The organism is Treponema sp. Marseille-Q4132 (assembly GCF_014334835.1).
Classification (GTDB): Bacteria; Spirochaetota; Spirochaetia; order Treponematales; family Treponemataceae; genus Treponema_D; species Treponema_D paredis.
This window is the reverse complement of the sequence record NZ_CP060591.1, coordinates 1,436,942-1,459,976: the sequence shown is the minus strand read 5'-3', so window position 1 is coordinate 1,459,976 and position 23,035 is coordinate 1,436,942. Positions and strand designations below refer to the sequence as shown.

General features: G+C 48.9%; 22 protein-coding genes. 20 read left to right on the top strand and 2 right to left on the bottom strand.

Features of this window, described 5'->3' with window-relative positions:
- The first annotated feature begins 191 nt into the window (after positions 1–191).
- On the top strand, positions 192–1,475 hold the full coding sequence (locus H9I35_RS06640; RefSeq protein WP_187418648.1) for an L-cysteine desulfidase family protein: 1,284 nt from the start codon (positions 192–194) through the stop codon (positions 1,473–1,475).
- Between the two features lie 10 nt (positions 1,476–1,485).
- Positions 1,486–2,142 carry a GntR family transcriptional regulator gene (locus H9I35_RS06635; protein WP_016521379.1) on the top strand — a complete coding sequence of 219 codons (657 nt, stop codon included), beginning with the start codon at positions 1,486–1,488 and terminating at the stop codon, positions 2,140–2,142.
- Between the two features lie 44 nt (positions 2,143–2,186).
- Here H9I35_RS06635 and purD read toward each other — a convergent pair whose 3' ends face one another.
- Entirely contained in the window at positions 2,187–3,524 is a 1,338-nt protein-coding gene (purD, locus tag H9I35_RS06630; RefSeq protein WP_187418647.1) for a phosphoribosylamine--glycine ligase, read from the bottom strand.
- A gap of 108 nt (positions 3,525–3,632) precedes the next feature.
- Here purD and H9I35_RS06625 point away from each other — a divergent pair, with 108 nt between their 5' ends.
- The 14 genes from H9I35_RS06625 to gatB all read left to right on the top strand — a co-directional run bounded on the left by H9I35_RS06625 (position 3,633) and on the right by gatB (position 19,662).
- Positions 3,633–4,037: a hypothetical protein gene (locus H9I35_RS06625; RefSeq protein ID WP_187418646.1), complete on the top strand. Its 405-nt coding sequence runs from the start codon at positions 3,633–3,635 to the stop codon at positions 4,035–4,037.
- A gap of 116 nt (positions 4,038–4,153) precedes the next feature.
- Positions 4,154–4,387: a hypothetical protein gene (locus H9I35_RS06620; RefSeq protein ID WP_187418645.1), complete on the top strand. Its 234-nt coding sequence runs from the start codon at positions 4,154–4,156 to the stop codon at positions 4,385–4,387.
- Positions 4,388–4,466: 79 nt separating this feature from the next.
- Entirely contained in the window at positions 4,467–6,137 is a 1,671-nt protein-coding gene (larA, locus tag H9I35_RS06615) for a nickel-dependent lactate racemase (RefSeq protein WP_252722619.1), read from the top strand.
- Between the two features lie 196 nt (positions 6,138–6,333).
- On the top strand, positions 6,334–7,239 hold the full coding sequence (locus tag H9I35_RS06610) for an NUDIX domain-containing protein (RefSeq protein ID WP_187418644.1): 906 nt from the start codon (positions 6,334–6,336) through the stop codon (positions 7,237–7,239).
- Between the two features lie 234 nt (positions 7,240–7,473).
- Complete coding sequence (locus tag H9I35_RS06605; RefSeq protein ID WP_016521388.1) at positions 7,474–8,334, top strand: flagellin N-terminal helical domain-containing protein; 861 nt, start codon at positions 7,474–7,476, stop codon at positions 8,332–8,334.
- Positions 8,335–8,600: 266 nt separating this feature from the next.
- Entirely contained in the window at positions 8,601–9,251 is a 651-nt protein-coding gene (locus tag H9I35_RS06600; protein WP_187418643.1) for a peroxiredoxin, read from the top strand.
- A 534-nt stretch (positions 9,252–9,785) separates the two neighbouring features.
- Positions 9,786–10,478, top strand: a complete 693-nt coding sequence (locus tag H9I35_RS06595) for an aspartate/glutamate racemase family protein (RefSeq protein WP_187418642.1) — start codon at positions 9,786–9,788, stop codon at positions 10,476–10,478.
- Positions 10,479–11,119: 641 nt separating this feature from the next.
- Positions 11,120–12,424 carry a bifunctional glutamate N-acetyltransferase/amino-acid acetyltransferase ArgJ gene (argJ, locus tag H9I35_RS06590; RefSeq protein WP_252722618.1) on the top strand — a complete coding sequence of 435 codons (1,305 nt, stop codon included), beginning with the start codon at positions 11,120–11,122 and terminating at the stop codon, positions 12,422–12,424.
- 85 nt (positions 12,425–12,509) lie between these two features.
- Entirely contained in the window at positions 12,510–13,436 is a 927-nt protein-coding gene (argB, locus tag H9I35_RS06585) for an acetylglutamate kinase (RefSeq protein ID WP_187418641.1), read from the top strand.
- A 366-nt stretch (positions 13,437–13,802) separates the two neighbouring features.
- Positions 13,803–14,972, top strand: a complete 1,170-nt coding sequence (locus H9I35_RS06580; RefSeq protein ID WP_187418640.1) for an aspartate aminotransferase family protein — start codon at positions 13,803–13,805, stop codon at positions 14,970–14,972.
- A 50-nt stretch (positions 14,973–15,022) separates the two neighbouring features.
- Positions 15,023–16,027 carry a hypothetical protein gene (locus H9I35_RS06575; RefSeq protein ID WP_187418639.1) on the top strand — a complete coding sequence of 335 codons (1,005 nt, stop codon included), beginning with the start codon at positions 15,023–15,025 and terminating at the stop codon, positions 16,025–16,027.
- 241 nt (positions 16,028–16,268) lie between these two features.
- A complete protein-coding gene (gene gatC, locus H9I35_RS06570; RefSeq protein WP_016521395.1) occupies positions 16,269–16,577 on the top strand; it encodes an Asp-tRNA(Asn)/Glu-tRNA(Gln) amidotransferase subunit GatC in 309 nt (102 codons plus the stop codon).
- Positions 16,577–18,076, top strand: coding sequence for an Asp-tRNA(Asn)/Glu-tRNA(Gln) amidotransferase subunit GatA (gatA, locus tag H9I35_RS06565; RefSeq protein WP_187418638.1), 1,500 nt, complete (start codon positions 16,577–16,579; stop codon positions 18,074–18,076). The genes gatC and gatA overlap by 1 nt, the downstream gene beginning before the upstream one ends.
- Before the next feature lie 56 nt (positions 18,077–18,132).
- The gene (gatB, locus tag H9I35_RS06560) at positions 18,133–19,662 is read left to right on the top strand and encodes an Asp-tRNA(Asn)/Glu-tRNA(Gln) amidotransferase subunit GatB (protein ID WP_187418637.1); all 1,530 of its coding nucleotides are present in this window, start codon (positions 18,133–18,135) and stop codon (positions 19,660–19,662) included.
- 135 nt (positions 19,663–19,797) lie between these two features.
- Here gatB and H9I35_RS06555 read toward each other — a convergent pair whose 3' ends face one another.
- Complete coding sequence (locus H9I35_RS06555; RefSeq protein ID WP_252722617.1) at positions 19,798–20,487, bottom strand: hypothetical protein; 690 nt, start codon at positions 20,485–20,487, stop codon at positions 19,798–19,800.
- A 469-nt stretch (positions 20,488–20,956) separates the two neighbouring features.
- Here H9I35_RS06555 and H9I35_RS06550 point away from each other — a divergent pair, with 469 nt between their 5' ends.
- The 4 genes from H9I35_RS06550 (at position 20,957) to H9I35_RS06535 (ending at position 23,026) form a co-directional block, all read left to right on the top strand.
- Positions 20,957–21,754, top strand: coding sequence for a hypothetical protein (locus H9I35_RS06550; RefSeq protein WP_187418636.1), 798 nt, complete (start codon positions 20,957–20,959; stop codon positions 21,752–21,754).
- 26 nt (positions 21,755–21,780) lie between these two features.
- Entirely contained in the window at positions 21,781–22,074 is a 294-nt protein-coding gene (locus H9I35_RS06545) for a hypothetical protein (protein ID WP_187418635.1), read from the top strand.
- Positions 22,071–22,523 (top strand): ASCH domain-containing protein, encoded by a 453-nt coding sequence (locus tag H9I35_RS06540; protein ID WP_187418634.1) that lies wholly within the window; start codon positions 22,071–22,073, stop codon positions 22,521–22,523. The genes H9I35_RS06545 and H9I35_RS06540 overlap by 4 nt, the downstream gene beginning before the upstream one ends.
- A 92-nt stretch (positions 22,524–22,615) precedes the next feature.
- Positions 22,616–23,026 carry a hypothetical protein gene (locus H9I35_RS06535; protein WP_187418633.1) on the top strand — a complete coding sequence of 137 codons (411 nt, stop codon included), beginning with the start codon at positions 22,616–22,618 and terminating at the stop codon, positions 23,024–23,026.
- The last annotated feature ends 9 nt before the right edge of the window (positions 23,027–23,035 follow it).

The window sequence follows — 23,035 nt, the reverse complement described above, 5'->3', positions numbered from 1 at the left end:
GGATATTTCAGTGAAAAATTACGGAGGTATATGTGAAAAAAAATATTAATAAACCAGGAGATTTCGTAAAAAAAAGATGAAAAACATCGAACTGGTATATGGTAATAGGATGTGTTTTCTCGACGGCGGTTCGGTCGTCGGTAAACTCTTGTTTGAAGCAATCAATATATATTGTCAAGGAAAATAATTATATGGATAAAAAAATATACGATGCATATGTCGCGATCTTAAAAACGGAACTCGTACCTGCGCTCGGCTGTACCGAGCCGATCGCCATCGCGTTTGCGGCTGCAAAAGCGCGCGATGTACTCGGAAGCTTTCCTGAAAAAATGCAGATCGAAGCGAGCGGCAATATCGTTAAAAACGTGCAGGGCGTAACCGTTCCCAATTCCGGCGGGATGAAAGGAATCGATGTGGCGGCGACGCTCGGTGCGGTCGGCGGCGACGCTGAAATCGGTTTGGAAGTGCTTTCGAAAATTACCGAAGAGCAGATTAAAAAAACGAAAGAGCTTGTCGATTCGGGGTTTTGCAAGTGCAGTCTTGTCGACGGCAAAGATAATCTTTATATTCGCGTAACGGCAAAAAAAGGCGAAGATACGGTGATCGTCATCGTATCAGAAAAGCACACGAATATTTCGTATGTTGAAAAAAACGGAAAAATAATAATCGATGCGCAATCGCCCGCAGCAAAAGCCGATACGGGAACGCAGGCTGACAAATCGCTGCTTGCGGTAAAAGATATCATCGATTTTGCGAATGAAGTGAATATCGAAGACGTGCGCGCCGTGATTGAACGACAAATCGAATACAATACCGCCATATCGCAAGAAGGGCTTGCGCGCGAATACGGAGCGAGGATCGGACGTACGCTTGAAAAGTTGTACGACAAAAACGATGTGCGTGTGCGCGCTCGCGCTGCCGCGGCGGCGGGAAGCGATGCGCGTATGAGCGGATGCCCGCTGCCGGTCGTCATAAACAGCGGAAGCGGCAATCAGGGAATGACGGTATCGCTGCCGGTCATCGAATATGCGAAAGAGTGGAACGTGCCGCACGACAAATTGATCCGTGCGCTTGTTTTGGCAAATCTCATAGCGCTTTTGCAAAAGCGTTATATAGGCAGTTTGAGCGCATTTTGCGGAGCGGTGTGTGCGGCAACCGGCGCCGGCTGCGGCATAACTTACCTGCACGGCGGAGACGAGGACGCGATCGCTCGCACGATCGCGAATACGCTCGGCGATGTGGGCGGTGTCGTGTGCGACGGTGCCAAACCTTCGTGTGCGGCAAAGATTGCGTCGGCGGTGGATGCGGCAATACTCGGCTTTGAACTAGGCTCGAAAGAAGGCGTTGCATTCCAAAAAGGCGAGGGCCTGGTTAAGGGATCGGCTGAAGAAACGATACGGAGTTTCGGCCGCGTGGGCCGCGACGGTATGCGTTCGACCGATACGGAAATATTGCAGATCATGCTCGAAAAATAAGGCGCATGTCATGGTTGCGACGCGGGAAAAATATTCAAACAACACGCTGAAAGATACGTATTACGATATTATCCTTCAGCGTGTTATCCGCGACGAGTATAAATCGGGCGACATCATTACGGAAAAATCTCTTGTCGATGAATTCAATGTAAGCAAGTCTCCGATTCGCGAAGCGTTGATTTCTCTATGTAATGAAAGATTGTTAAAAAGTATACCGAGATTCGGTTACGAAGTGATGTCCATTTCCGAACAAACGGTTTCCGAGATGCTCGATTACCGCGTCGTATTGGAATGCGGATATCTTGAACGGAATTGGGATGCCATAACGGGCAAGCGGATCGCACGGTTGGAAGAATTGCTGTATAAAGATTACCGTAAGCCCGAACAGCGTGAAGCGCTTGAACACTGGGGAAAAAACTGCAATTTTCATTTGGCGCTTTTTTCGTTCTGGGGCAACGCCTTTTCGTACGAACGGCTTGCCGATGTCATGCGTACGCTCGGCATCGTCTATGTCCGCTCGTATTGGAAAACGCTGCACTTGACGCGGGTAAGCAGCGGAGCGAATTATCATAAACAGCTTATTAATTATTTTACGGACGGCGACAAAAAAGCCGCTGTTGAATGTCTGAAAGAGGATATAACGGAATTTTTTACACCCGGCACTTGAATGCGCCGATGTATGTCGATTGAAATTCGATACAATCGATTTTTTTACAGCTTTCCGGATTCCGCCGCACCGGGCAACCCTATATCTTTTCGATAGAACGCATTGTCAAAGCGTACCGCATCGATGGCATCGTACGCTTTTTTACGCGCTTCGCCGAAATCGGCACCGTGTGCGCTGCATGCGAGTACGCGCCCGCCGTCGGTTGCGAGTTTCCCGTCCGCGCTGCGCTTTGCTCCTGCGATAAATAATTTCGCACCGGCTTCTTTTATGCGGTTTTCATCGATTGTAATTTCTTTGCCTTTTTCGTATGCGCCGGGATAACCGCCGGAAACGACGACCGGAGCGACGACACAGCCCGTTTTCCATTTGAATGAAAAATTGTCAAGCGAACAGTTGACGATCGAACAGCACATCGCGGCGAAATCGAAATCGGCGAGCGGAAGAAGCGCCTGCGTTTCGGGATCGCCGAGCCGTACGTTGTATTCGAGAAGCTTCGGCCCGTCTTTTGTGAGCATGACGCCGAAAAAAATAAAACCGCGGTAATCGAAGTTTTCTGCGATGAGCCCCTTGAGCGTCGGCGAAAGGATATCGCGCCGAAAGAGCGTCATCGTTTCATCCGTTACGTCGGCAAGCGGGCATACGGCTCCCATGCCGCCGGTGTTCGGGCCTGCCGCTCCGTCGAAAAGTCGTTTGTGATCGCGTGCCGGCAAAAACGGCACGATTTTCGCTTTTTGTTTTTTTGCCGCTTCGGGAGTTACCGAAACCGCGGCGAGTACGGAAATTTCGATGCCTTCGAGGTATTCTTCGATGACGATTTTTTTTCCCGCTGCTCCGACTTTTCCCGAATCCATGATGTCGGAAATCGCTGCAAAAGCATCTTCGACGGTCGCGGCTACGACAACGCCTTTTCCTGCCGCAAGCCCGTCCGCTTTTATGACGACGGGTGCGCCGTGTTGCATGACATACGCTTTCGCTTTTTCGCTGCCGTCAAACGTTTCGCTTTTTGCACATGCTACGCCGTATGTGCGCATAAAACGCTTTGCAAAATCTTTACTCGCTTCGAGTTCCGCCGCTTTTTTTTTCGGGCCGATGCACGGGATATCGGCTTTCCAAAAATCATCGGCAAGGCCTTCTGCAAGCGGATCTTCCGGTCCGACGACAGCCATAATGCATTCTTCGCGCCGCGCAATCTGTACGTAAGGCGATATTCCGTTATTTTCTATATAACCGCACGACGATATATCGATATTTTCGCATTTCGATTCCAAAGCGGTACCGCCGTTTCCGGGAACGACGACGATCTTTTTTACAAGCGGACTTTGCGCGAGAGACCACGCGATGGCATGCTCACGCCCGCCCGATCCGACGAGAATGATATTCATGCGCTCATAATAAATAAAAAAACTGCAAACGGCAAGATGCGCGTCGCATCCGAATCGCGTCGTGGTACGCTGCGTGTACGTATGACGAAAACGTGCTATACTTTCCGTATGCTCGATTATATTTTGATCGGCGGCGCGGCCGTTGTTATCGTTTCGGTGCTGGGCCGGGGTATTGCATTTTTGAGCGCCCAAGCGCACGACAAAAAACATAGGCGGCAAAAAACCTATTCGTTCGCAAATTGTCCGCTGTGCGCTTTTCCGCTGTATAAAGAAGATCTGTATTCGCGCGTTTTTCGTCCGATGACGGTAAGCGATCAGCGCTGCATTATTTTCGGCTGTCCGCACTGCTGGCCGAAACCGGAACCGGGGGTCAAGCGGATATGTCCCGTCTGCCGTAAAGCGGTGCCCCCCGAAGGCCACCTTGTCGCCCGCCTTTTCAATAAAACAAAAGACGGCAAAAAACACGTCATCGTTACCGGCTGCTCGGTGTGCTGTAAATACGAACCCTCATGAGATGCTCGGTGGGGGATGCCCGCAAAACCGCGCGAGAGAGTGCAAGCCGAAAACGCTTGACACGCTTTGTGACGGAACACTTGTCAATTTCCGCCGTATGCCTTATACTGAAAACTATGAGAGAGTATAACGCAAGCTTTGTCTTCGCGCATTGCGAAGCCGGCACGGGTATCCGTATGCAAAAGTTCCGCTGCAGGGCGCTTGATACGATTCCGCTTTACCCGCAAAATTTTTCACCGAAAGCATTTTCCGATCCCCGGCATATCGGCGGGTCGAGTATAAAAAGCATACAATATATATTTCGCATGAAAGGCATAAAAGACGAATCGTCTTTTGTGCCTTTTTTTTAATAAAATCGGTAATTTCGAAAAATAATATATGTAATTGATAATTGCGAATAATTATCAATGGAAATCAGAGGAGGTGTTTATGAAACACAAATTGAACGCATTTTTGGCTGCCGCTTCGGCGCTTATTGTGCTGTTCGGTACGACGGGCTGCCCGCAGAGCCAATCGGGCGGAGAGACGACCATGATCGACATCACCGTAAAAGGCGATGCGAATGTGAACGTTCCGGCAGATCCCGTACAAGTGACGCTCGGAAGTCAGTGGAGCGTCGTAAAGGCGATACTTACTCCGAATGTTACCGCCAAGACCGGCTGGCTCATCGATTCGTGGCATCCCGGTGAAGACGCAAGCCAACCCGAGATCGACAACGCGAAGATTTTTTACGGAGATGGAAAGAGCCGCCAAGCGCGAGCCGAAACTTTAATTGCTATATCGAACAAAAGCCGTTTCAAAGCGGCTTTTGTTTTTATGGGGGTGTATATGAATCTGTCGTTTCCTTACGGAAAAGAATTCTTAAAAATCGATATTCCCGACGAACGCTTAAAAGGCGTCATCGTTTCGGATCTTCATCACTATACGGCAAAAAATACGCCGTCCGCACTTGTCGCCGAAGCGCTTGAAAATCCCGTCGGTACGAAAAAACTTTCGGAACTCGCCGAAGGGAAAAACAATATCGTACTCATCGCAAGCGATCACACGCGCCCCGTTCCCAGCAAAGTGATCGTTCCGCCGATGCTTGCCGAAATCCGAAAAGGAAACCCGAACGCCGACATTACGATTCTCATTTCGACCGGCTGTCACAGGCTTTCGACAAAAGAAGAACTCATCGATAAATTCGGCGAAGAAATCGTTAAAAACGAAAAAATCGTCGTTCACGACTGCGACAATTCTCCGCTCGTAAAAATCGGAACGCTGCCGAGCGGAGGAGAGTGCATTATCAATAAGCTTGCAGTCGATGCCGATCTGCTTGTCGCGGAAGGCTTTATCGAACCGCACTTTTTTGCGGGTTTTTCGGGCGGGCGCAAAAGCGTTCTTCCCGGCGTGGCAAGCCGTACGACGGTGCTTGCCAATCACTGTTCCGAATTCATCGCCGACGTTCATTCGCGTACCGGCATCCTCGAAGGAAATCCGATTCACAAAGATATGGTATGGGCGGCGCACGCGGCAAAGCTCGCGTTTATCGTCAACGTCGTCATCAACGAAAAAAAAGAAGCGATTTATGCGGTTGCAGGCGATGTGGAAGTCGCACATAAAAAAGGCTGCGATTTCCTTTCGTCCTTGTGCAAAGTCGACGCGCTGCCTGCGGACATCGTCATATCGACGAACGGCGGCTATCCGCTCGATCAAAATATTTACCAAGCGGTGAAAGGCATGACGGCGGCGGAAGCGACGGTCAAAAAAGGCGGCGTCATCATCATGCTTGCGAAGTCGAACGACGGTCACGGCGGTGAAGGATTTTATCATCAGATGGCCGACGAGCCGGATATTCAAAAGACGCTCGAGCTTTTTATGAGCCGCGGCAGAAACGAAACGAAGCCCGATCAATGGCAAACGCAGATTTTTATCCGCATTTTACAAAAGGCGAGCGTGATTTACGTTTCGGATGCGCCCGACGAAATGGTGCGTGCCCTTCACATGATCCCCGCGCACAGTCTCGAAGAAGCGATGAAAGAAGCCGAAAAACTTTGCGGCAATCCGAATGCTTCGGTCACGGCGATTCCCGACGGCGTGTCGGTCATGGTTATCGAGTGAGATAAAGCGGCCCTGTATTTTCCGCTTTTGTGCGGTGCTCTGCCGGCAGCTCGGTGACACACGACCGTCCGGCAAAACATCCGCTGCTCGGCGCCCCGCGGACACTCGGCAATATATCCGTCGACGGAAGCTGCCTGAAATCGAAGCTTTCGGGCAGCTTTTTTGCTTTTTACAAAATTTCTTTTTTTTATTATTTATGGAAAAAATCATACAAAAAATAATCGAAAATTATTTATTTTTACTTGCGGCCTTCGCACTTGTTTATTTTAATCAAAAAAGACTGGGGTTCGTGTCCGTAAAAAAACGGAGAGCGGTGTTTATCATGCTTATGCTCGCCGTATTTTATTTGGTGTTTTTGCTTTTGATCCAGCGGATGCATTGGAATCCGTATTTTGCGATTCCGGGTTTTATCGCGGTTGTTTTTACGGGATTTTTGCTCCGCCGTCATACGTGGCCTTTTATGAGCCGTTGCCGGAAATGCGGCAAGCAATTGACGATTACGCAGATGCTTACAAACGATGAAAATATCTGCGGCGCATGTTTTGTTGAAGAACATCCGGAACTTGCGCCGAAAACGGAAGCGGATATTCAAAAAGAATTCGACGACGAATGGGCTGCGTGGAAACCCGGCGAATACGTCGTGCTGTGCTTTATCGTAAACGAGCGGAATCAGGTACTGCTTATAGATCGGAAGTATATAGAAAAAGGATCGGGCAAAGTATCGGGGGCGATGCGCCGCATGGAAGCGGGAGAAGATCCCGTCGCTGCATGCAAACGGTGCGCGCTCGAAGAGACGGGATTTGCTGTCGAAGAGCCGCGCTGTCACGGAAGATTGAATTTTGCCCTTCCGGGACGCGACTTACGCTGCTATGTGTTTGTCGCCGACGAGTTTGCCGGTACGATCAAAGAAACCGACAAAAACCTGCCCCTTTGGGTAAACATCAAAAAATTGCCGTTCGGCAAAATGTCCGTCGACTGCCGCGTATGGCTTCCGATCGCCCTCGACCGCGGTTATTTCGATTATTACGGTACGTGCAACGAAAAAGGCTATGTCGTCAAAGATACGCTTCGTAAACAGCTTCCGGAAGACCCTTTCGCTTAATGACCGGTATCGATTGCCGCCGTGCAGCCCCTGCCGAGCGTGCGGCCGATTTTTTCGATACACGTTTTTCGGCGAATACGGTTTTTTACAGGCTTCGTTATCATACAATTTCTTTAAAAAAATTAAAAAAATGCTAATGTCTTTTTGGCGAATTCCGATGATTAGTATGTAAGGTGATAAAACCAAAACAAGCCGAATACGGTTTGTCTGATACCAAAGCTGAAGGAGATTACTATGGTTATCAATCACAATATGAGCGCTATGTTTGCAACTCGCGCTGAGGGACTCACGGAGGTTTCCCAACAGAAAGACATGGAAAAGCTGTCCTCCGGTATGAGAATAAACCGTGCAGGAGACGATGCTTCCGGTCTCGCCGTTTCGGAAAAAATGCGCAGCCAAATCCGCGGTTTGAATCAAGCGTCGACGAACGCTCAGAACGGCATTTCGTTCATTCAGACGACGGAAGGTTATCTGCAGGAAACCACCGACATCATCCAGCGCATCCGTGAACTGGCTGTTCAGTCTTCCAACGGTATTTACAGCGCGGAAGACCGCATGCAGATCCAAGTCGAAGTTTCTTCGCTCATCGCGGAAGTTGACCGCGTTGCCAGCGCGGCACAGTTTAACGGCATGAATATGCTTACCGGCCGCTTTGCCCGTCCGACGGGAGAAAACACCGTTACCGGTTCGATGTGGTTCCACATCGGTGCGAACATGGATCAGCGCACGCAAGTTTACATCGGCACGATGTCGGCAATGGCGCTCGGTTTGCGCAATGTCGGCGACGAATCGATTATGACGCTCGAAACGCCGGATGAAGCGAACCGCGCGATCGGTACGCTCGACGAAGCGATTAAAAAGATCAACAAACAGCGCGCCGACCTCGGTGCATATCAAAACCGTCTCGAAAAGACGATCGTCGGTCTTGATATCGGTGCGGAAAACCTCCAAGCATCCGAGAGCCGCATCCGCGACGCCAACATGGCAAAAGAAACCGTTAATTTCACGAGAGACAATGTTCTCTCACAGGCTGGCACGGCTATGATCGCACAGGCGAACCAATCTAGCCAAAATGTGCTGAGCTTACTTCGGTGAGATTGTCGTAAACGGCAGAAACCGATAAATACGGCTGCTCCGAACGTTCCGAAATCGAACGCGGCGGAGCGGCTTTTTTGTTTTTAAAGCGGTGCGGTAAATTATATTCTATCCGTTTATCCGAAAACATACGGCAAAAATAGACTCCGCGCATAATTTTCCTTCCCCCTCTTGACAAATTTAAAATTATCATTTATATTACATTTATGTAATTAATACAATTATATAATTACTTTAATTTTACTATCATAATTTTAGGAGATTTTATGGAACAAACGACAATGCACATGCCCCTCTTGGGCGACGATTTTCCCGAATTGAGCGTAACGACGACGCTCGGCAAGATGAATATTCCCGGCGATTTGAAAGGCAGCTGGTTTGTGCTGTTCAGCCATCCCGCCGATTTTACGCCGGTCTGCACGACCGAATTTGCCGCGTTTCAAAACCTCGTTCCCGAGTTTGAAAAGCTCGGCGTCAAATTGATCGGCCTTTCGATCGATCAGCTGCAAAGCCATTTGAAGTGGATCGAATGGATCAAAGAAAAACTCGGAATCGAAATCACTTTCCCCGTCATCGCTGCGAACGATACGGTTGCGAATAAACTCGGACTCCTGCACCCCGGAAAAGGAACGAACACCGTGCGCGCGGTCTTTATCGGCGATCCCAAGGGCAAAGTGCGCCTCGTCCTCTATTATCCGCAGGAAGTCGGCCGCAATATGAAAGAGATCGTGCGCGCCGTCAAAGTGCTCCAGATTTCCGATGCGAACGGCGTCGCGATGCCTGCCGATTGGCCTGAAAACGCTTTGATCGGCGACAGCGTCATCATCCCGCCGCCGGGAAGCAAAGCCGAAGCCGACAAACGCCTTTCCGAATACGATGGCTACGACTTTTGGTTTTGCCACAAAAAACTTTCGTAAAATCCGTATGCGCCGTACTGATGGTATTGTGTACCGGTGCGCATGATTGTAAGTTGGAAAAATAAAGGCTATGGAAAAGATGGGCGTCGGCTTTCGAAATCGGAGGTCGGCGCCTTTTTTATTTTTTCGGACGGAGCTTATCGGAAGAACCCGCCTTCCGCACTTCGGTAACCCTCATCCGCGCTCCGGCGCGGACGCTTCGCGGTGCTCCACGCGGGCGTAGGCGGGTCGCGTACAATAAACATATTTTTTAATAATTTTTCACAACGCATAATGGATTTTTTCCGGCGCGCAAGTGCGCTTTCCGGCATTCTTCGCCGGTACTCGTTTTTACGTACCCTGTCGTAAAACTTGTCGATGGACATGTACTCGTTATCGTGATATTTTATTCGTGCGGAGGGTTTAATACCCCGACGCCGCTTGAAGCTTCGCTGCGAGGCTGCGTCGGGGGTGTTGATTATGCGGTTTCCACAAGAGTGCCGTATTGTTTGGTCGGGCACACACTCTATTAATAAAATCGCTGCGGGAGATACAATGAAAACGATCGGATTATTGGGCGGAATGAGTTGGGAAAGCACGGTAACGTATTACCGCATAATCAACGAAACCGTCAAAGAAAAACTCGGAGGACTTCATTCGGCAAAAATCGTCATGTACAGCGTCGATTTTGCGGAAATCGAAGCGTGTCAGGCGAACGGGGATTGGGAAAAAAGCGGTCGAATACTTGCCGAAGCAGCTGCGTCGCTTGAAAAAGCGGGCGCGGATTTTATCGTCATCTGTACCAATACGATGCACAAAACGGTTCCCGCGATTCAAGCGCATATTTCCGTTCCGATTTTGCACATCGCCGACGCGACGGCGGAAGAGCTGATTCGAAACGGAATAAAACGTGTCGGTCTTCTCGGTACGAAATACACCCTTACGCAGGATTTTTATAAAGACCGCATCGCAGAAAAAGGTTTGGACGTGCTTGTTCCCGAGCCAGTGCAAATCGAGCGGGTCAATGCGGTCATCTACGATGAACTGTGTCTCGGCATCGTTTCCGAAAAATCGAAAAAAGATTACCTTCGTATCATAGCCGATTTGAAATCGCGCGGAGCCGAAGCCGTTATCCTCGGCTGCACCGAAATAGGCTTGCTTATTTCGCAGGAAGATTCGGATATTCCCGTCTTCGATACCGCGAAAATTCATGCGCAGCTTGCGGCACAAAAGGCCGTTTCTTGTTGATCATTTGTCTTTTATCTTAGATACAGCGGTAGGTGGACTCTGTGGCAGCTTTTACGGCTTTTAAGATTCAAGTTATCATAAGTGGAAAAGGTTCAATGTTTTCTGTTCACAATAAATGATATTGAAAAAGCGATAGATGAATTGGTTAATTATGTTGGTAATCAAATAGGATGGGAGAACTGACAGAATGTTTGCATGGTTGAAGAATTTACAATCGCTAATTTATGAAAGAAGGGCATTGAAGATAAAAATTTTTAAAGTATCAAAAGATTTTACCATGACAATTTTTTGTGGATTTTTAATGTCTTATTTACTACTAGCAGCTGTTTGGATATATAATTATATCACAGGCGTCATGAAATTTACAAAAAATGATCCGGTCGTTTGGTTGATTTATTTGGTTTGCTTTTTAATCTATCCGATCGATATGAATATGTAATTCCTCTTTTTTCGGCTAAACGGAAACATAAAGCTTGAAAAAATGTTGATATTAACCGTTTTCGTATTTTTGAAAACTGCAATAAAGTTTAAAAAGGTTCATAAGCATTGATGTAAGAGGCTTGCCTTTCCATCCGGCGCTTGCTCTAATCGCTGCGCAGTGCTATACTGGATGTATATTTATGTACTAGGAGTGTATAAATATGCAATCAAACCAACCGAATGATATGCGCTTTGTTGAAGGCGGAGTGACCGCTCCGCTGGGCTTTACGGCAAACGGCGTTTTATGCGGTATAAAAGCGAGCCGCAAAACTCCCGATACGGCGCTCATCTTTTCCGAAACCCGCTGCACCGCCGCCGCTGTTTTTACGAAAAACCGTGTGCAGGCCGAATGCGTAAAATTAACAAAAGAAAATATCGCTTCGGGATTTTCTCAGGCGGTGATTGCAAACAGCGGAAACGCGAACGCGTGCACGGGCGATCAGGGTGCGAAAGCCGCGCGGCGCATGGCTTTTGCCGCCGCAAACGCGCTCGGCATAGAGCCGTGCGACGTAATCGTGTGTTCGACCGGTGTTATCGGCAGGCAGCTTCCCGTCGAAAAAATCGAAGCGAAAATCGATGAGTTGAAAAGCGGTCTTTCGAAAAAAAATCACGAAAAGGCGCGCGAAGCGATTATGACGACCGACACGCAGTATAAAGAATGCGCCGTACAATTTACGCTCGGCGGAAAAACGGTGACGATCGGCGCCATGTGTAAAGGCAGCGGCATGATTCATATCAATATGGGAACGATGCTCGGCTTTATCACGACCGACTGCGCCGTCTCTCAAGCGATGCTCCGTAAAGCGCTTTTCGAAAGTGCGAACGCGACGTATAATTGCGTGTCCGTCGACGGAGACACGAGTACGAACGACACGCTTTCGATTTTGGCAAACGGCATGGCGGGCAACGCTCCGATCGAGCGGGAGGGCGGCGATTACGACGTATTTTTTTCGGCGCTCACCGCGCTGAATACGGTGATGGCGAAAAAAATCGCAGCCGACGGAGAAGGGGCGAGCCGGCTCATCGAATGCACGGTCACGGGCGCAAAAGATGTCCATACGGCGCGCACGCTTGCAAAGAGCGTGATTTCATCGAATCTCGTAAAAGCCGCAATGTTCGGATGCGATGCGAATTGGGGGCGGGTTTTGTGTGCGCTCGGCTATTCGGGTGCGGAATTTACGGCGGAAAAAACGTCGGTATATTTTTCAAGCGCGCCCACTGCAAAATCCTCGTCGGATCCGCGCAAATGTGATACGTCGGGCGGCGAAGCGGAGGAGAGCCGAAAGATCACCGTATTTGAAAACGGTGTTCCCCTGAACTTCGACGAAGTGCTCGCAAAAAAAATACTCGACGAAAAAGAAGTCGAAATCCTCGTCGAACTGCAGGACGGAAAAGCCGAAGGCCGCGCGTGGGGATGCGACTTAACTTACGATTATGTTAAAATAAACGGCGATTATCGAACATGAGCGAAAATGCGCGGTGCAGCCAAAGCGCCGAAAATGAAAGTGCGATGCGGCTGACGGTGGCCCGCGAAGTGAAAGAGAGGAAGCTATGACGACTGATACGGCAAACAATTCGGCAGATGAACGGCAGCGCTGCGAAAATCGCGAGCGCCCGCTCGACAATGCGCACTGGGCGGACGTGCTTGTGCAGGCTATGCCGTATTTTAAAAAGTGGGTCGGCAAAGTCGTCGTCGTAAAGTACGGCGGCAACGCGATGCTCAACGACGAACTGAAAGCGGCGGTTATGAAAGACCTTGTGCTGCTCAATACGATCGGCGTACACGTCGTACTCGTACACGGGGGAGGTCCGGAAATCAACAAAATGCTCGAGCGCGTCGGAAAAGAAAGCAAATTCGTCGACGGCTTGCGCTGTACCGATGCCGATACGATGGAGATCGTCGAAATGGTTCTGTCCGGAAAACTCAACAAAGAGATCGTCGGTATGTTGCTCCGCGAAGGCGGTAAAGCCGTCGGTTTGAGCGGCGTCGACGGCGGTTTGATCCGCGCAAAAAAAATCAACAACGATAAAATCGATTACGGCTATACGGGCGAAGTGACGGAAGTGCGTCCCGACATCGTCGCATCCCTTTTATCTCAAGGATTTATCCCTGTCATTTCGACCGTCGCGGTCGGAGAAGACGGAGATACGAATCGATACAATATCAACGCGGATACCGCCGCTGCCAAAATCGCCGTCGCGCTGCATGCGGAAAAATTCGTACAGCTTACGAACGTGCCCGGCATTTTGCGCGACACAGGCGACTCGTCTTCTCTCATCGCCCGCGTATCGAGGACGGAAGTTGAGGCGCTCGTAAATGACGGCATCGTCGCCGGCGGCATGATCCCGAAAGTGGAGTGTTGCATAACGGCGCTTGCGGGAGGAGTGGAACGGACGCATATCATCGACGGACGGGTGCCGCATTCGCTCCTCATTGAAATGTTCAGCGACCGCGGCATCGGCACTATGATTTATTAGGTTGAATGGAGAGTTTTGAAAATATTTAGTTGAATGAAGCGATGCTTGCGGCGAAAATGACCGCTGTACAATTTTTGCAGTCATATGCGACCGCGGCTTTCACAGCGGAATCCCCGCTTACGCTCCGGTTGTGCTTTTTTAAGCAAAGCTTCCGCAAGCTGAACGCACAAAGTCGCACGCGGGTCTCCCGCTGCTACGCCGCATCGCGCACATGTCAAGCGCTTTCGGCACGCGGTCGGAACTTCGCCGTAAGCATAGTTTTATTTATTTTCAAAACTCGCTATTCAGTTGGTGAACGAAAAGGATAGAAGATTTTGAGTTTTGGCAAACTCAAAATTACTTTAATAATAAAACGAGGGGCGGATTATGGAGAAGAAAATTGTTAATAATTACGGAAGCTTCGACGTCGTTTTTGTAAAAGGCGAGGGTGCCGTTCTCTTCGACGCGGAGGGAAAGCGCTATATCGACTTTATCGCAGGCATCGGCGTAAACTCTCTCGGGCATAACTACGCGCCGCTCGTCGAAGCCGTGCAAAAACAAGCTGCGCGTGAAATCCATATTTCGAATTATTATCTGTCGGATACGGGTGTCGCATTTGCGGACGAACTGCTTTCGGCGACGGGATTTTCCGGCGGCTTTTTCGGCAACAGCGGCGCGGAAGCGAACGAAGCTGCGATCAAACTTGCGCGGAAATACGGCTATATGAACGGCGGGGAAAAGCGCCGCACGATCTATACGCTCGAACAATCGTTTCACGGCAGAACGCTTGCGACGCTCACCGCAACGGGACAGGAAAAATTTCATCCGCCGTATTTTGCTCCCTATGTCGCGGATTTCAAAACGATCAAAGCGAACGATTGGGACGTACTCGAAACGGCATTCGACGATACGACTTGCGCACTGCTAATCGAATGCGTGCAGGGCGAAGGCGGCGTAAACCTCATCGATGCCGAATGGGCGTGTGCGGTGTCCGACGCCGCGCGCAAAGCGGGAGCGATCGTTATGGCCGACGAAGTGCAGACCGGCATGGGGCGCTGCGGTACGCTTTTGGCAAGCGAACGGCTCGGCTTTTGTCCGGACGTCGTCACGCTTGCAAAGGGAATCGCAGGCGGCATTCCGATGGGAGCCTGTCTTTTCCGCGGCAAAGCCGACAAAGTGTTTTCCTCAGGCGATCATCAATCGACCTTTGCGGGAAATCCGCTTGCGTGCAGCGCAGGCCGCATCGTGCTCAAAACTCTTTCCGCTCCCGGATTTTTGGACGACGTAAATCGAAAGGGCGATTATATGAGGAGCGTCATTTCCGGCTGGAAGATTCCGATCGTTACCGACGTGCGCGGGCTCGGACTCATGATCGGTACGGAAATCGCGGGAACGATAAAACCCTTCGATGTGGAAAAGCGCTGCCTTGAAAAAGGATTGTGCGTGTCGATCGCGGGTACAAACGTGATCCGATTTTTGCCGCCGCTTACGATCACGGACGAAGAGATGGACGCAGGGCTTGCAATATTCCGGAGCGTGCTCGAAGAGTATGCTTGATGAAAGGTGAAGTGATAATTGTCAAAGAAATGAGATGAGTGAAATATAATATGGGAGGAAACAAAATCGATGTTAATGAACTGAAGGACAAAGAAAAGCAGATAATCTATAAACATCTATGGGCGAATCGAAGCTTTGATTTTAATATTATTAAAAAGGGTATATCGGATCCCTCTTATGAATTTGAATTTGCAGATAAGGATTCCGCGTCTTTTGTGAGCGAATCCTTGGCAAATAACTTCGGTATCGAAAAAGAAAAAGATGTGTTTATAAAAAAATTCGAAATGTCATGTTCCGGAACCGGCGGAGAATTAAAGAAAATCACAACATTGCATTCATCCTCTTTGTGTGCATTGTTATTCTTTTTTAATGTAGATAATATGCCTTTGAAAATGCGGGGGTTGGAAAACTGCGAATTTACACAGTCGTTTTTTGAATTCAAAAATAAAGTAATAAGATATCCCTCAAATATCGATATTGTTCTTTTAGGAAAAAATAAGATAACGAATAAAAAGGTGATTCTATTTCTTGAATCAAAATTTTCGGAATATATAACAGGAATAAATAAAAAAGACACCGAATATAAAATCGGAAAAGCATATTTTAAGGAAGGCTGTTTTAGTAAGCCTATCTATGATGAATTAAATTCGCGAGGAAGCTTACATTATAATGAAAAAGACGGGAGCTTTACGGCTTCAAAGCCTAAATATATTGAAGGATTAAAACAGATTGTTTCTCATTATTATGGAATTAGGAATTTTTTCATATCCGATTATTACGAAAAAGATAACCGGAACTTGGATGCCGTAAAAAAATACGGTGCCGAAGAATTTATTTTAGGCGAAATAATATTTGATAATTTCGGAAAAGAATTGGCAGATACGTTAAAGTCTTATGAAGAAGATTACGGACAATTGGCTGAAATAATTAATAATCAATGTAAAAAAGATAAAATCGGTAACTTTAGAATTCTCACCGAATTGTTAAAATACTCCGACTTAAAAGATTATATCTCTGAATTTCCGAAAATTAAAAACTTCTATTTTGGAAAGTAGATAAGTTTGTGTTTCGACGCGATTACTGAAAGACAGTAATGTTTGAAGCTCGGAACAGATTTTTAAAATACTTTGAATTGTATTTTTCACTCGGATTATTCGCTGTTTCACTCAAAACAAGAAATCTTTCATAACAGTATTTACGGTAAACAACGCGTCCTCTTTGTCCGAAAGCAGAGTTTCTCCTATCGCACAATTCTATTGTTGTTCATTTTCACAAAATCCGCTAAAATAATCCATCATGGCTACACATACGACGATCGATGAAGATACGCTCGAAAAGCTGCTGTATCTTTCCCGGCTTTCGCCCGAAAGCACCAATTTAACGATATTAAAAAAGCAGGTCGATGAAATCATCGGCTATTTCGAACTCTTGTCGAAATACGACGACAGCGAAAATCCTTACGATGCGTATCCGTCGACGGAGGCGGATAAACTGCGCAAAGACGAAGTCGTAGCGGGTTTGGCTATGAGCGACGTAAAAAAGATTTCGAAAGATTTTATGGACGGCTATTTTCAAGTGCCGAAAGTATTGGGCGAGGGCGCGTGATGAATACGATACGTGATATGCGCGCGGCGCTGAAAGAAGGATCTGCGACGAGTGCGGACATTATTAAAAAATCGGCGGCGGATTTTGAAGCGGATAAAAAATCGGCTTCTCCTCTCAACGCTTTTCTTGAAATATATGAAGATGCGCTTACAAAAGCCGAAGCGGCGGACGCGGAAATCGCGAGTGCGCGCAGTTCGGGTACGCTCGACGCGCTCTTTTCGGAAAAGCCGCTTTTGGGTTTGCCGTTTGCGAACAAAGACAATATTTCGGCGAAGGGCAAACGCTTAACCTGCGCGAGTAAAATCCTCGAAGGCTATGTCGCTCCCTACGATGCGACGGTGATCGCGCGCCTGGAAAAAGCGGGCGCTGTCCCGCTCGGCCGCTGCAATCAGGACGAATTTGCGATGGGTTCTTCGACCGAGTATTCGGTTTACGGGGCGACGAGAAATCCCGTAAACCGCGACTATGTTTCAGGCGGTTCGTCGGGCGGTTCGACCGCCGCCGTCGCCGCGAATCAGGCGGTTTTCGGACTCGGTACCGAAACGGGCGGCTCGGTGCGCTTGCCGGCAAGTTATTGCGGCGTGTACGGTTTAAAGCCGACGTACGGCGTTTTGAGCAGGTGGGGTGTCGTCGCGTACGGCAGCTCTCTCGATCAAGTCGGCATCCTTGCACATACGCCGTCGGATATCGCCGAAGCGCTTTATGCGATGTGCGGTGTCGATATGTACGACGATACGAGTGCGGATTTGCCTGAAAAAGAAAAATTATTAAATCTCAAACCCTGCGGAGACGCGCCGTTTTCGTCTTTGAAAATCGCGCTCATCCGTCAATTCTTCGAAAACAAGGGGCTCGATGCGGACGTCGGAAAAGTCTTCGACGAAACGCGCAAATGGTTTGAAAGCAGGGGCGCGAAAATCGAAGTCGTCGATATACCGGTCATGGATGCCTCCGTCGCAAGTTATTACGTACTCGCGCTTGCCGAAGCCGCGTCGAATTTGAGCCGATTTGACGGCATCCGTTACGGCCGCCGCGTCGATACGGGAGAAGGCTACGACGAATTGTACGTGCATACGAGGAGCGAAGGTTTCGGGGCGGAAGTAAAGCGCAGGATCGTCATCGGTAATTATGTTTTATCCGAGCAGTTTTCGGGGGACACGTATAAAAAAGGCATGACGGTGCGCGCACGCATTCAGCGCGAAATGGCCGCGCTCTTTAAAACCTACGATGCGGTGCTTTGTCCCGTCTGTCCGACACCGGCGTTTAAACTCGGTCAAAAAGTGGACGATCCGCTCGAAATGTATTTGAGCGATCTCTTCGTCAACTTCGTAAACCTTGCGCGTATCACCTCTCTTTCGGTGCCGGCCGGTATTACAAAAGAGGGACTGCCGGTCGGTATTCAATTCGTCGGACCGATGTTCGGCGAAGCGAAGATACTTGAACTTGCCGAGGCGTGGGAAGCCGATCATCCCGGCTGCGGTATGCCGCTCGGTACTAAGTGAAATTATTAATTAATTATATCGGCAGATCGCCCGACTGCGGTTTTTAGGAATGATGTATGGCAATCGATAAATACGAAATCGTAATAGGCTGCGAAATACATACGCAGCTTTTAACAAAGACAAAAGCGTTTTGCGCGTGCGAAAACCGCTACGGCGGCATGCCCGATACGCGCGTGTGTCCCGTGTGTCTCGGACTTCCCGGTGCGATGCCGCGCGTAAGCGAAGGCTACGTCGAACTCGGCGCCGTTGCGGGACAGGCGCTCAACTGCCGCATCGCGCGCTTTACGAAATTCGACCGTAAGCATTATTTTTATCCCGATTTGGCAAAAGGCTATCAGATCACGCAGTACGATATTCCGCTGTGCGCCGACGGGTACGTCGATTTGCCCTTTATCCATTATCCGGAAGACGAGCGCCCCGGCGGAGCGAAATGCCGTACGGTGAATTTCAAAGGCGAAAACTGCATCGTCGACAACCGATACCGCCGCGTGCGGATCGAGCGTATTCACCTCGAAGAAGACGTCGGAAAATCGCTGCACCTCGAAGGTGCGCATTCGTATATCGACTACAACCGCTGCGGCACTCCGCTCATCGAAATCGTAACGAAGCCCGATATGACAAGTCCCGAAGAAGCCTCTCTCTTTATGCAGACCGTACAGGAGATCCTCCGCTACGTCAAAGTGACGAAGGGAAATCTCGAAGAAGGCAATATGCGCTGCGACGCGAATATCAATTTGAACGTGTGGGAAAACGGCACGCTGTATCACACGCCCATTTCCGAAATCAAAAACTTGAATTCGTTCCGCGCGATAAAAGACGCGTGTACCTATGAAGCAAAACGCCAGCTCAAAGAATTCGAAACTGATCGGCAGCCCTTTAATGCGGGTTTTAAAGTGACGATGGGCTGGGACGAAGCGAAAGGCGAAACGGTCGTTCAGCGCACGAAGAATTCATTCGTCGATTACCGCTTTGTCGTCGAGCCGGACATCAAACCCTTCAGCGTGAGCGAAGCGCTTATCGCGCGGGCAAAAGAAGCGGTCGGAGAGCTGCCTGAAGCCAAGCGCGTGCGGTTTATAAAAGAATACGGACTTTCCGCATTCGATGCGGAAACGCTGACTGCGACGCGCGAGCTTGCGCTATGGTTCGAAGACGCTGCAAAAAAATCGAAAAGCCCGAAGCGAGCGGCAAATCTCATCCTCACCGAACTGCTCGCAGTCTTAAACGAAAAGCAGGAAACGATAGATTCCGTTTCGATTACGCCGCTGCACATCGCAGAGCTCGCGGACGCCCTTGAATCCGGCAAAATCACAAGCAAGCAGGGAAAGGCCGTTTTCGAAAAGATGCTTGCAACGAAAAAGCTGCCGTCGGAAATTATTAAAGAAGAAGGCATGGAGCAGGTAAACGATACCGGTGCGATCGAAAAGATCGTCGAAAGCGTGCTTGCCGCAAATCCGCAGGCCGTCGCCGATTTTAAAAACGGCAAGACGAATGCGCTCGGCTGGCTTATGGGGCAAGTGATGAAAGAGTCGCACGGAAAAGCGAATCCGAAACAGGCGACGGAAATGCTCAAGGAAAAACTCGGATAAGAAAAACAATGTGTACTCTCGATGTCGTATATTTTCCACTTCGATAATCTGACGGCGCCGGTGGTCGATACATATTCCGAGCGAACGCTGTTTTAACAATTTCATCGTAATAACTTCATTTTCATTTCCGACCGGTCACTGTATTTTCCCGGCTATATCGACGTGTTTTTTCGGGGCGGCTATCCTGACCGTTTCTTTCGTATCTAAATCGTGTCTATACCAGATGAGGCCCGGATACCACGTCAAAAGAAAATATCTGAGCGGGGACAACGTGCCGGAAGTATCTTTTGAAAAATAGAGGTATGTCCCGTCAAGATAATATAAATCCTTGCCTTTATACCTCGTGCTCTTCAATAAATCGCGCTTCAAACCCGTATCGTACGCCGCTTTCGTTTCCAGATCGTAGATCAGTATGCGTCCGTCTCTGTCTCTTCCTACGAGCTTTTTCCCGTCCGCCGATACGTTAAAATATTCCCACATCCCGACCCATTTGTATTCCTTTACAGATCCGTCTTCGCTCGAATATACCGGTTCCATGCCGTCATTCGGCGCGCCGTAATGTCCCCATTCGTTTTCATACGGAATAAATACCGCCTCATCGATTTTGTAATACCCTTTGTAAAAAAATATCGTATTGTTTTTAAATGCGATCGGGGAAAGATGCGAGTCCTCATCGATCGTTATACGTATCGCCGTATCGTCTGCAAGCGGTGATACTATATAGAAACCCTCGTCGAAATTCCAATGATTTGATATCAACACTTTGCCGTCATCGATGCCGTATACAAAACCGGTATCGTTTTCTTTAACTACAGGATTTTGCATTTCCACGATTTTATTTTTTACTTCATAGAAAAAAATATCTCGGCTTACTCTGTTTCCGAATCTATCGTGTGTTTTGTCAGTACTGTATAGTACAAGCCAAAGCCGATGTTCCGCAGAATCATAAAAGCAGGCAGGCATATCGTCATAGAAGGGTAGTTTGTATTGCTCTTTTAATGCGGTAAAAGAAATTTGCGTATTGCCTATCCATACGTCGCTGCCGCTTAAACTGAAAAACAAAAGATTATCTTCCGCTATCTCGACGTCGGAAGGGGAGCAAGAGCAAAGTATACAACACCCGATAATAATTAATATGCGATTCATTTTATACACGGCAATCTCCCGTTCATCGTTTGAAATCCTTCCCACGGAATCAGTATAAATTATTTTTTCCCCGTTGCAAAGCTGTTCCTACTCGACGCTGTATGGCACCTTATGGCGGAGCCGGTCTTTTTTCGCTATACTGTTTATAATGACATCGATCGATTTTTTGGCATCTGAAATAACAAAGCGCTACGGCACCGTGCAGCGCGCTCGCGGCTGCTTTTTATATACGCGAAAAGTCGTACGCCTCACCGACCTCTATCGGGAAGGAGGGCGGGCGATCCTCGGTTGGAAGGGAGGCGCGGCGCTGAAAGTTTTTAAAAATACGCTCGACCGCGGACTTGTCGGAAGCTTCGATACGGATTATGAGGGGCGCATCGCGAGGGCGGTGAGTTCGCTTATCGGGGATGAGCGCGTCGCGTATGTGTATACCGACCGTACTTCCGCGCTGAAAACGGCGTTGGCGTTTTCGGAGAGCAGTACCGCTTTTTGGAAGCCGTGGAATCCGAATGTTTCCGACTATCGAAAAATCGACTGTGTTATCGTAACGCCGCCGTTTCCGTGGGCGAGCGCGTTGTATTTTATCGCAGTTCGTCCGTCCGTACGTCGAGAGCGTATCGATGCGGGCATTATTCCGGCGGCATGCGAGCGCATTCCGGCAGCCCATGCGGCAGCTGCGGTGAGGGCGATCTACGACTCCATTGCTTCGGTAAATCGCTTCGGAGAAAAAGATTGGTTTATCTACGATACGGTTTTAACAAAATATTGGACGCGCGAAGGGCCCTACCTCTATCCGAAAATCGCGGAAGCGCGCTATGCCGATTTTTTGCTGCACTGCCTTGACTGCGAGGTAGTCGTAAGCTGTGACTATAATGTGCCCTCGATCGTTCCGTTCGGCGCGGACAGGGGCGTATTTACGAAGCTGAAAAATACTCCGTTCAAATAATTGCAAAACGATTGTTGGGGAAAACAATGGCGCAAGGGGATATAGTACTGTCGATTGTTAAACTCGTACTGGGCGGCATTTCGGCGTTTTGTGCGATCATGCTGTGGTCGAAAACGCGGGATGCCGCATGGATGTCGCTCGCTGCGGGTGTCGTAACATCGTATGCGAGTTTTGTGTACGATATGATGACAAAACTCGGCGTCATCCTTCCGGGTGCGTTGAGCGTCGCCGGCATTCCGCTTCCGACGCTTTTATTTGCCGTCGTACCGAGCTGTTTTTTTATCGTCGCGTTTATCCTTATGATCAGGCGGAACCGATGACGGCCGAAGCCGCGTCTTATTGGCAAAAATTTTTGCAGAAAAGAGGATATAATTCCGACAAGTGCTGCGCCGGTGAAATGAGTTTTGAAGCGGAGGGATTTTTCGGCGACGAACTGCTCGCGCTTGTTCTTACGGGAAAAAAGACGGCGTTTTTTTCAAGTTATGCTTCGTATATTATAGATAATGAAGAGCTCCCCTCATCGGGAGAAAGGTACGTGGTGCTTGACAGAAGCGGTAGTCCGCGGTGTATTATCGAGCTGACTTCCGTACGGATCGTTCCGTTTTGTGAAGTGACGCGCGAAATGGTAATCGCGGAAGGCGAGGACGAATCGCTTGAAGCGTGGCGTGAAAAAGAGAAGGGGTATTTGGAAGACGAGGGAGAGATCGTAGGCTTTGCATTTGCCGAAGATATTAAACTTGTTTTTCATGAATTCCGTATTGTAAATTAGATTAAATTATTAATTAATAATTTAATGAAAGTTGCCGAAAACAGGGTTTTTGAAACTTTCGATTATTATTAAATATTTTAGGGGGTATCGGTATGGCAGAACGGCATTCGATCGGGTATATGCTTACTCAGATCGCGCTCGGTTTGTATTTTTTTGTGACGGGAATTTGGACGCTGCAGGGCGGAAACGGCAACGAAATCGCGGCGGCGGTAAAATCGGTTACCGGTGGAGACATGGCGAGGATCATCTGCCTCGTGTTCGGAATCATCGAAGTGCTTGCGGGACTTTTTTTGCTGCTCCGCATATTCGTGACGTTCAGTTCTCCGATCGACACGATTCTTATGGTTATCATCATGATAGCGTGGATCGCGGCGATCGTGCTGCTCGACTTTATCGGCAAGGGCGCACTGCCGTCGGGGAGTATCGATTCCGTTTTGCGCTGGCTCAGTACGCTTTCGCGGCACTTGCTCGTGCTCGGCGGGATCGTTATCGTAAAAAATTAACCGTAAGCG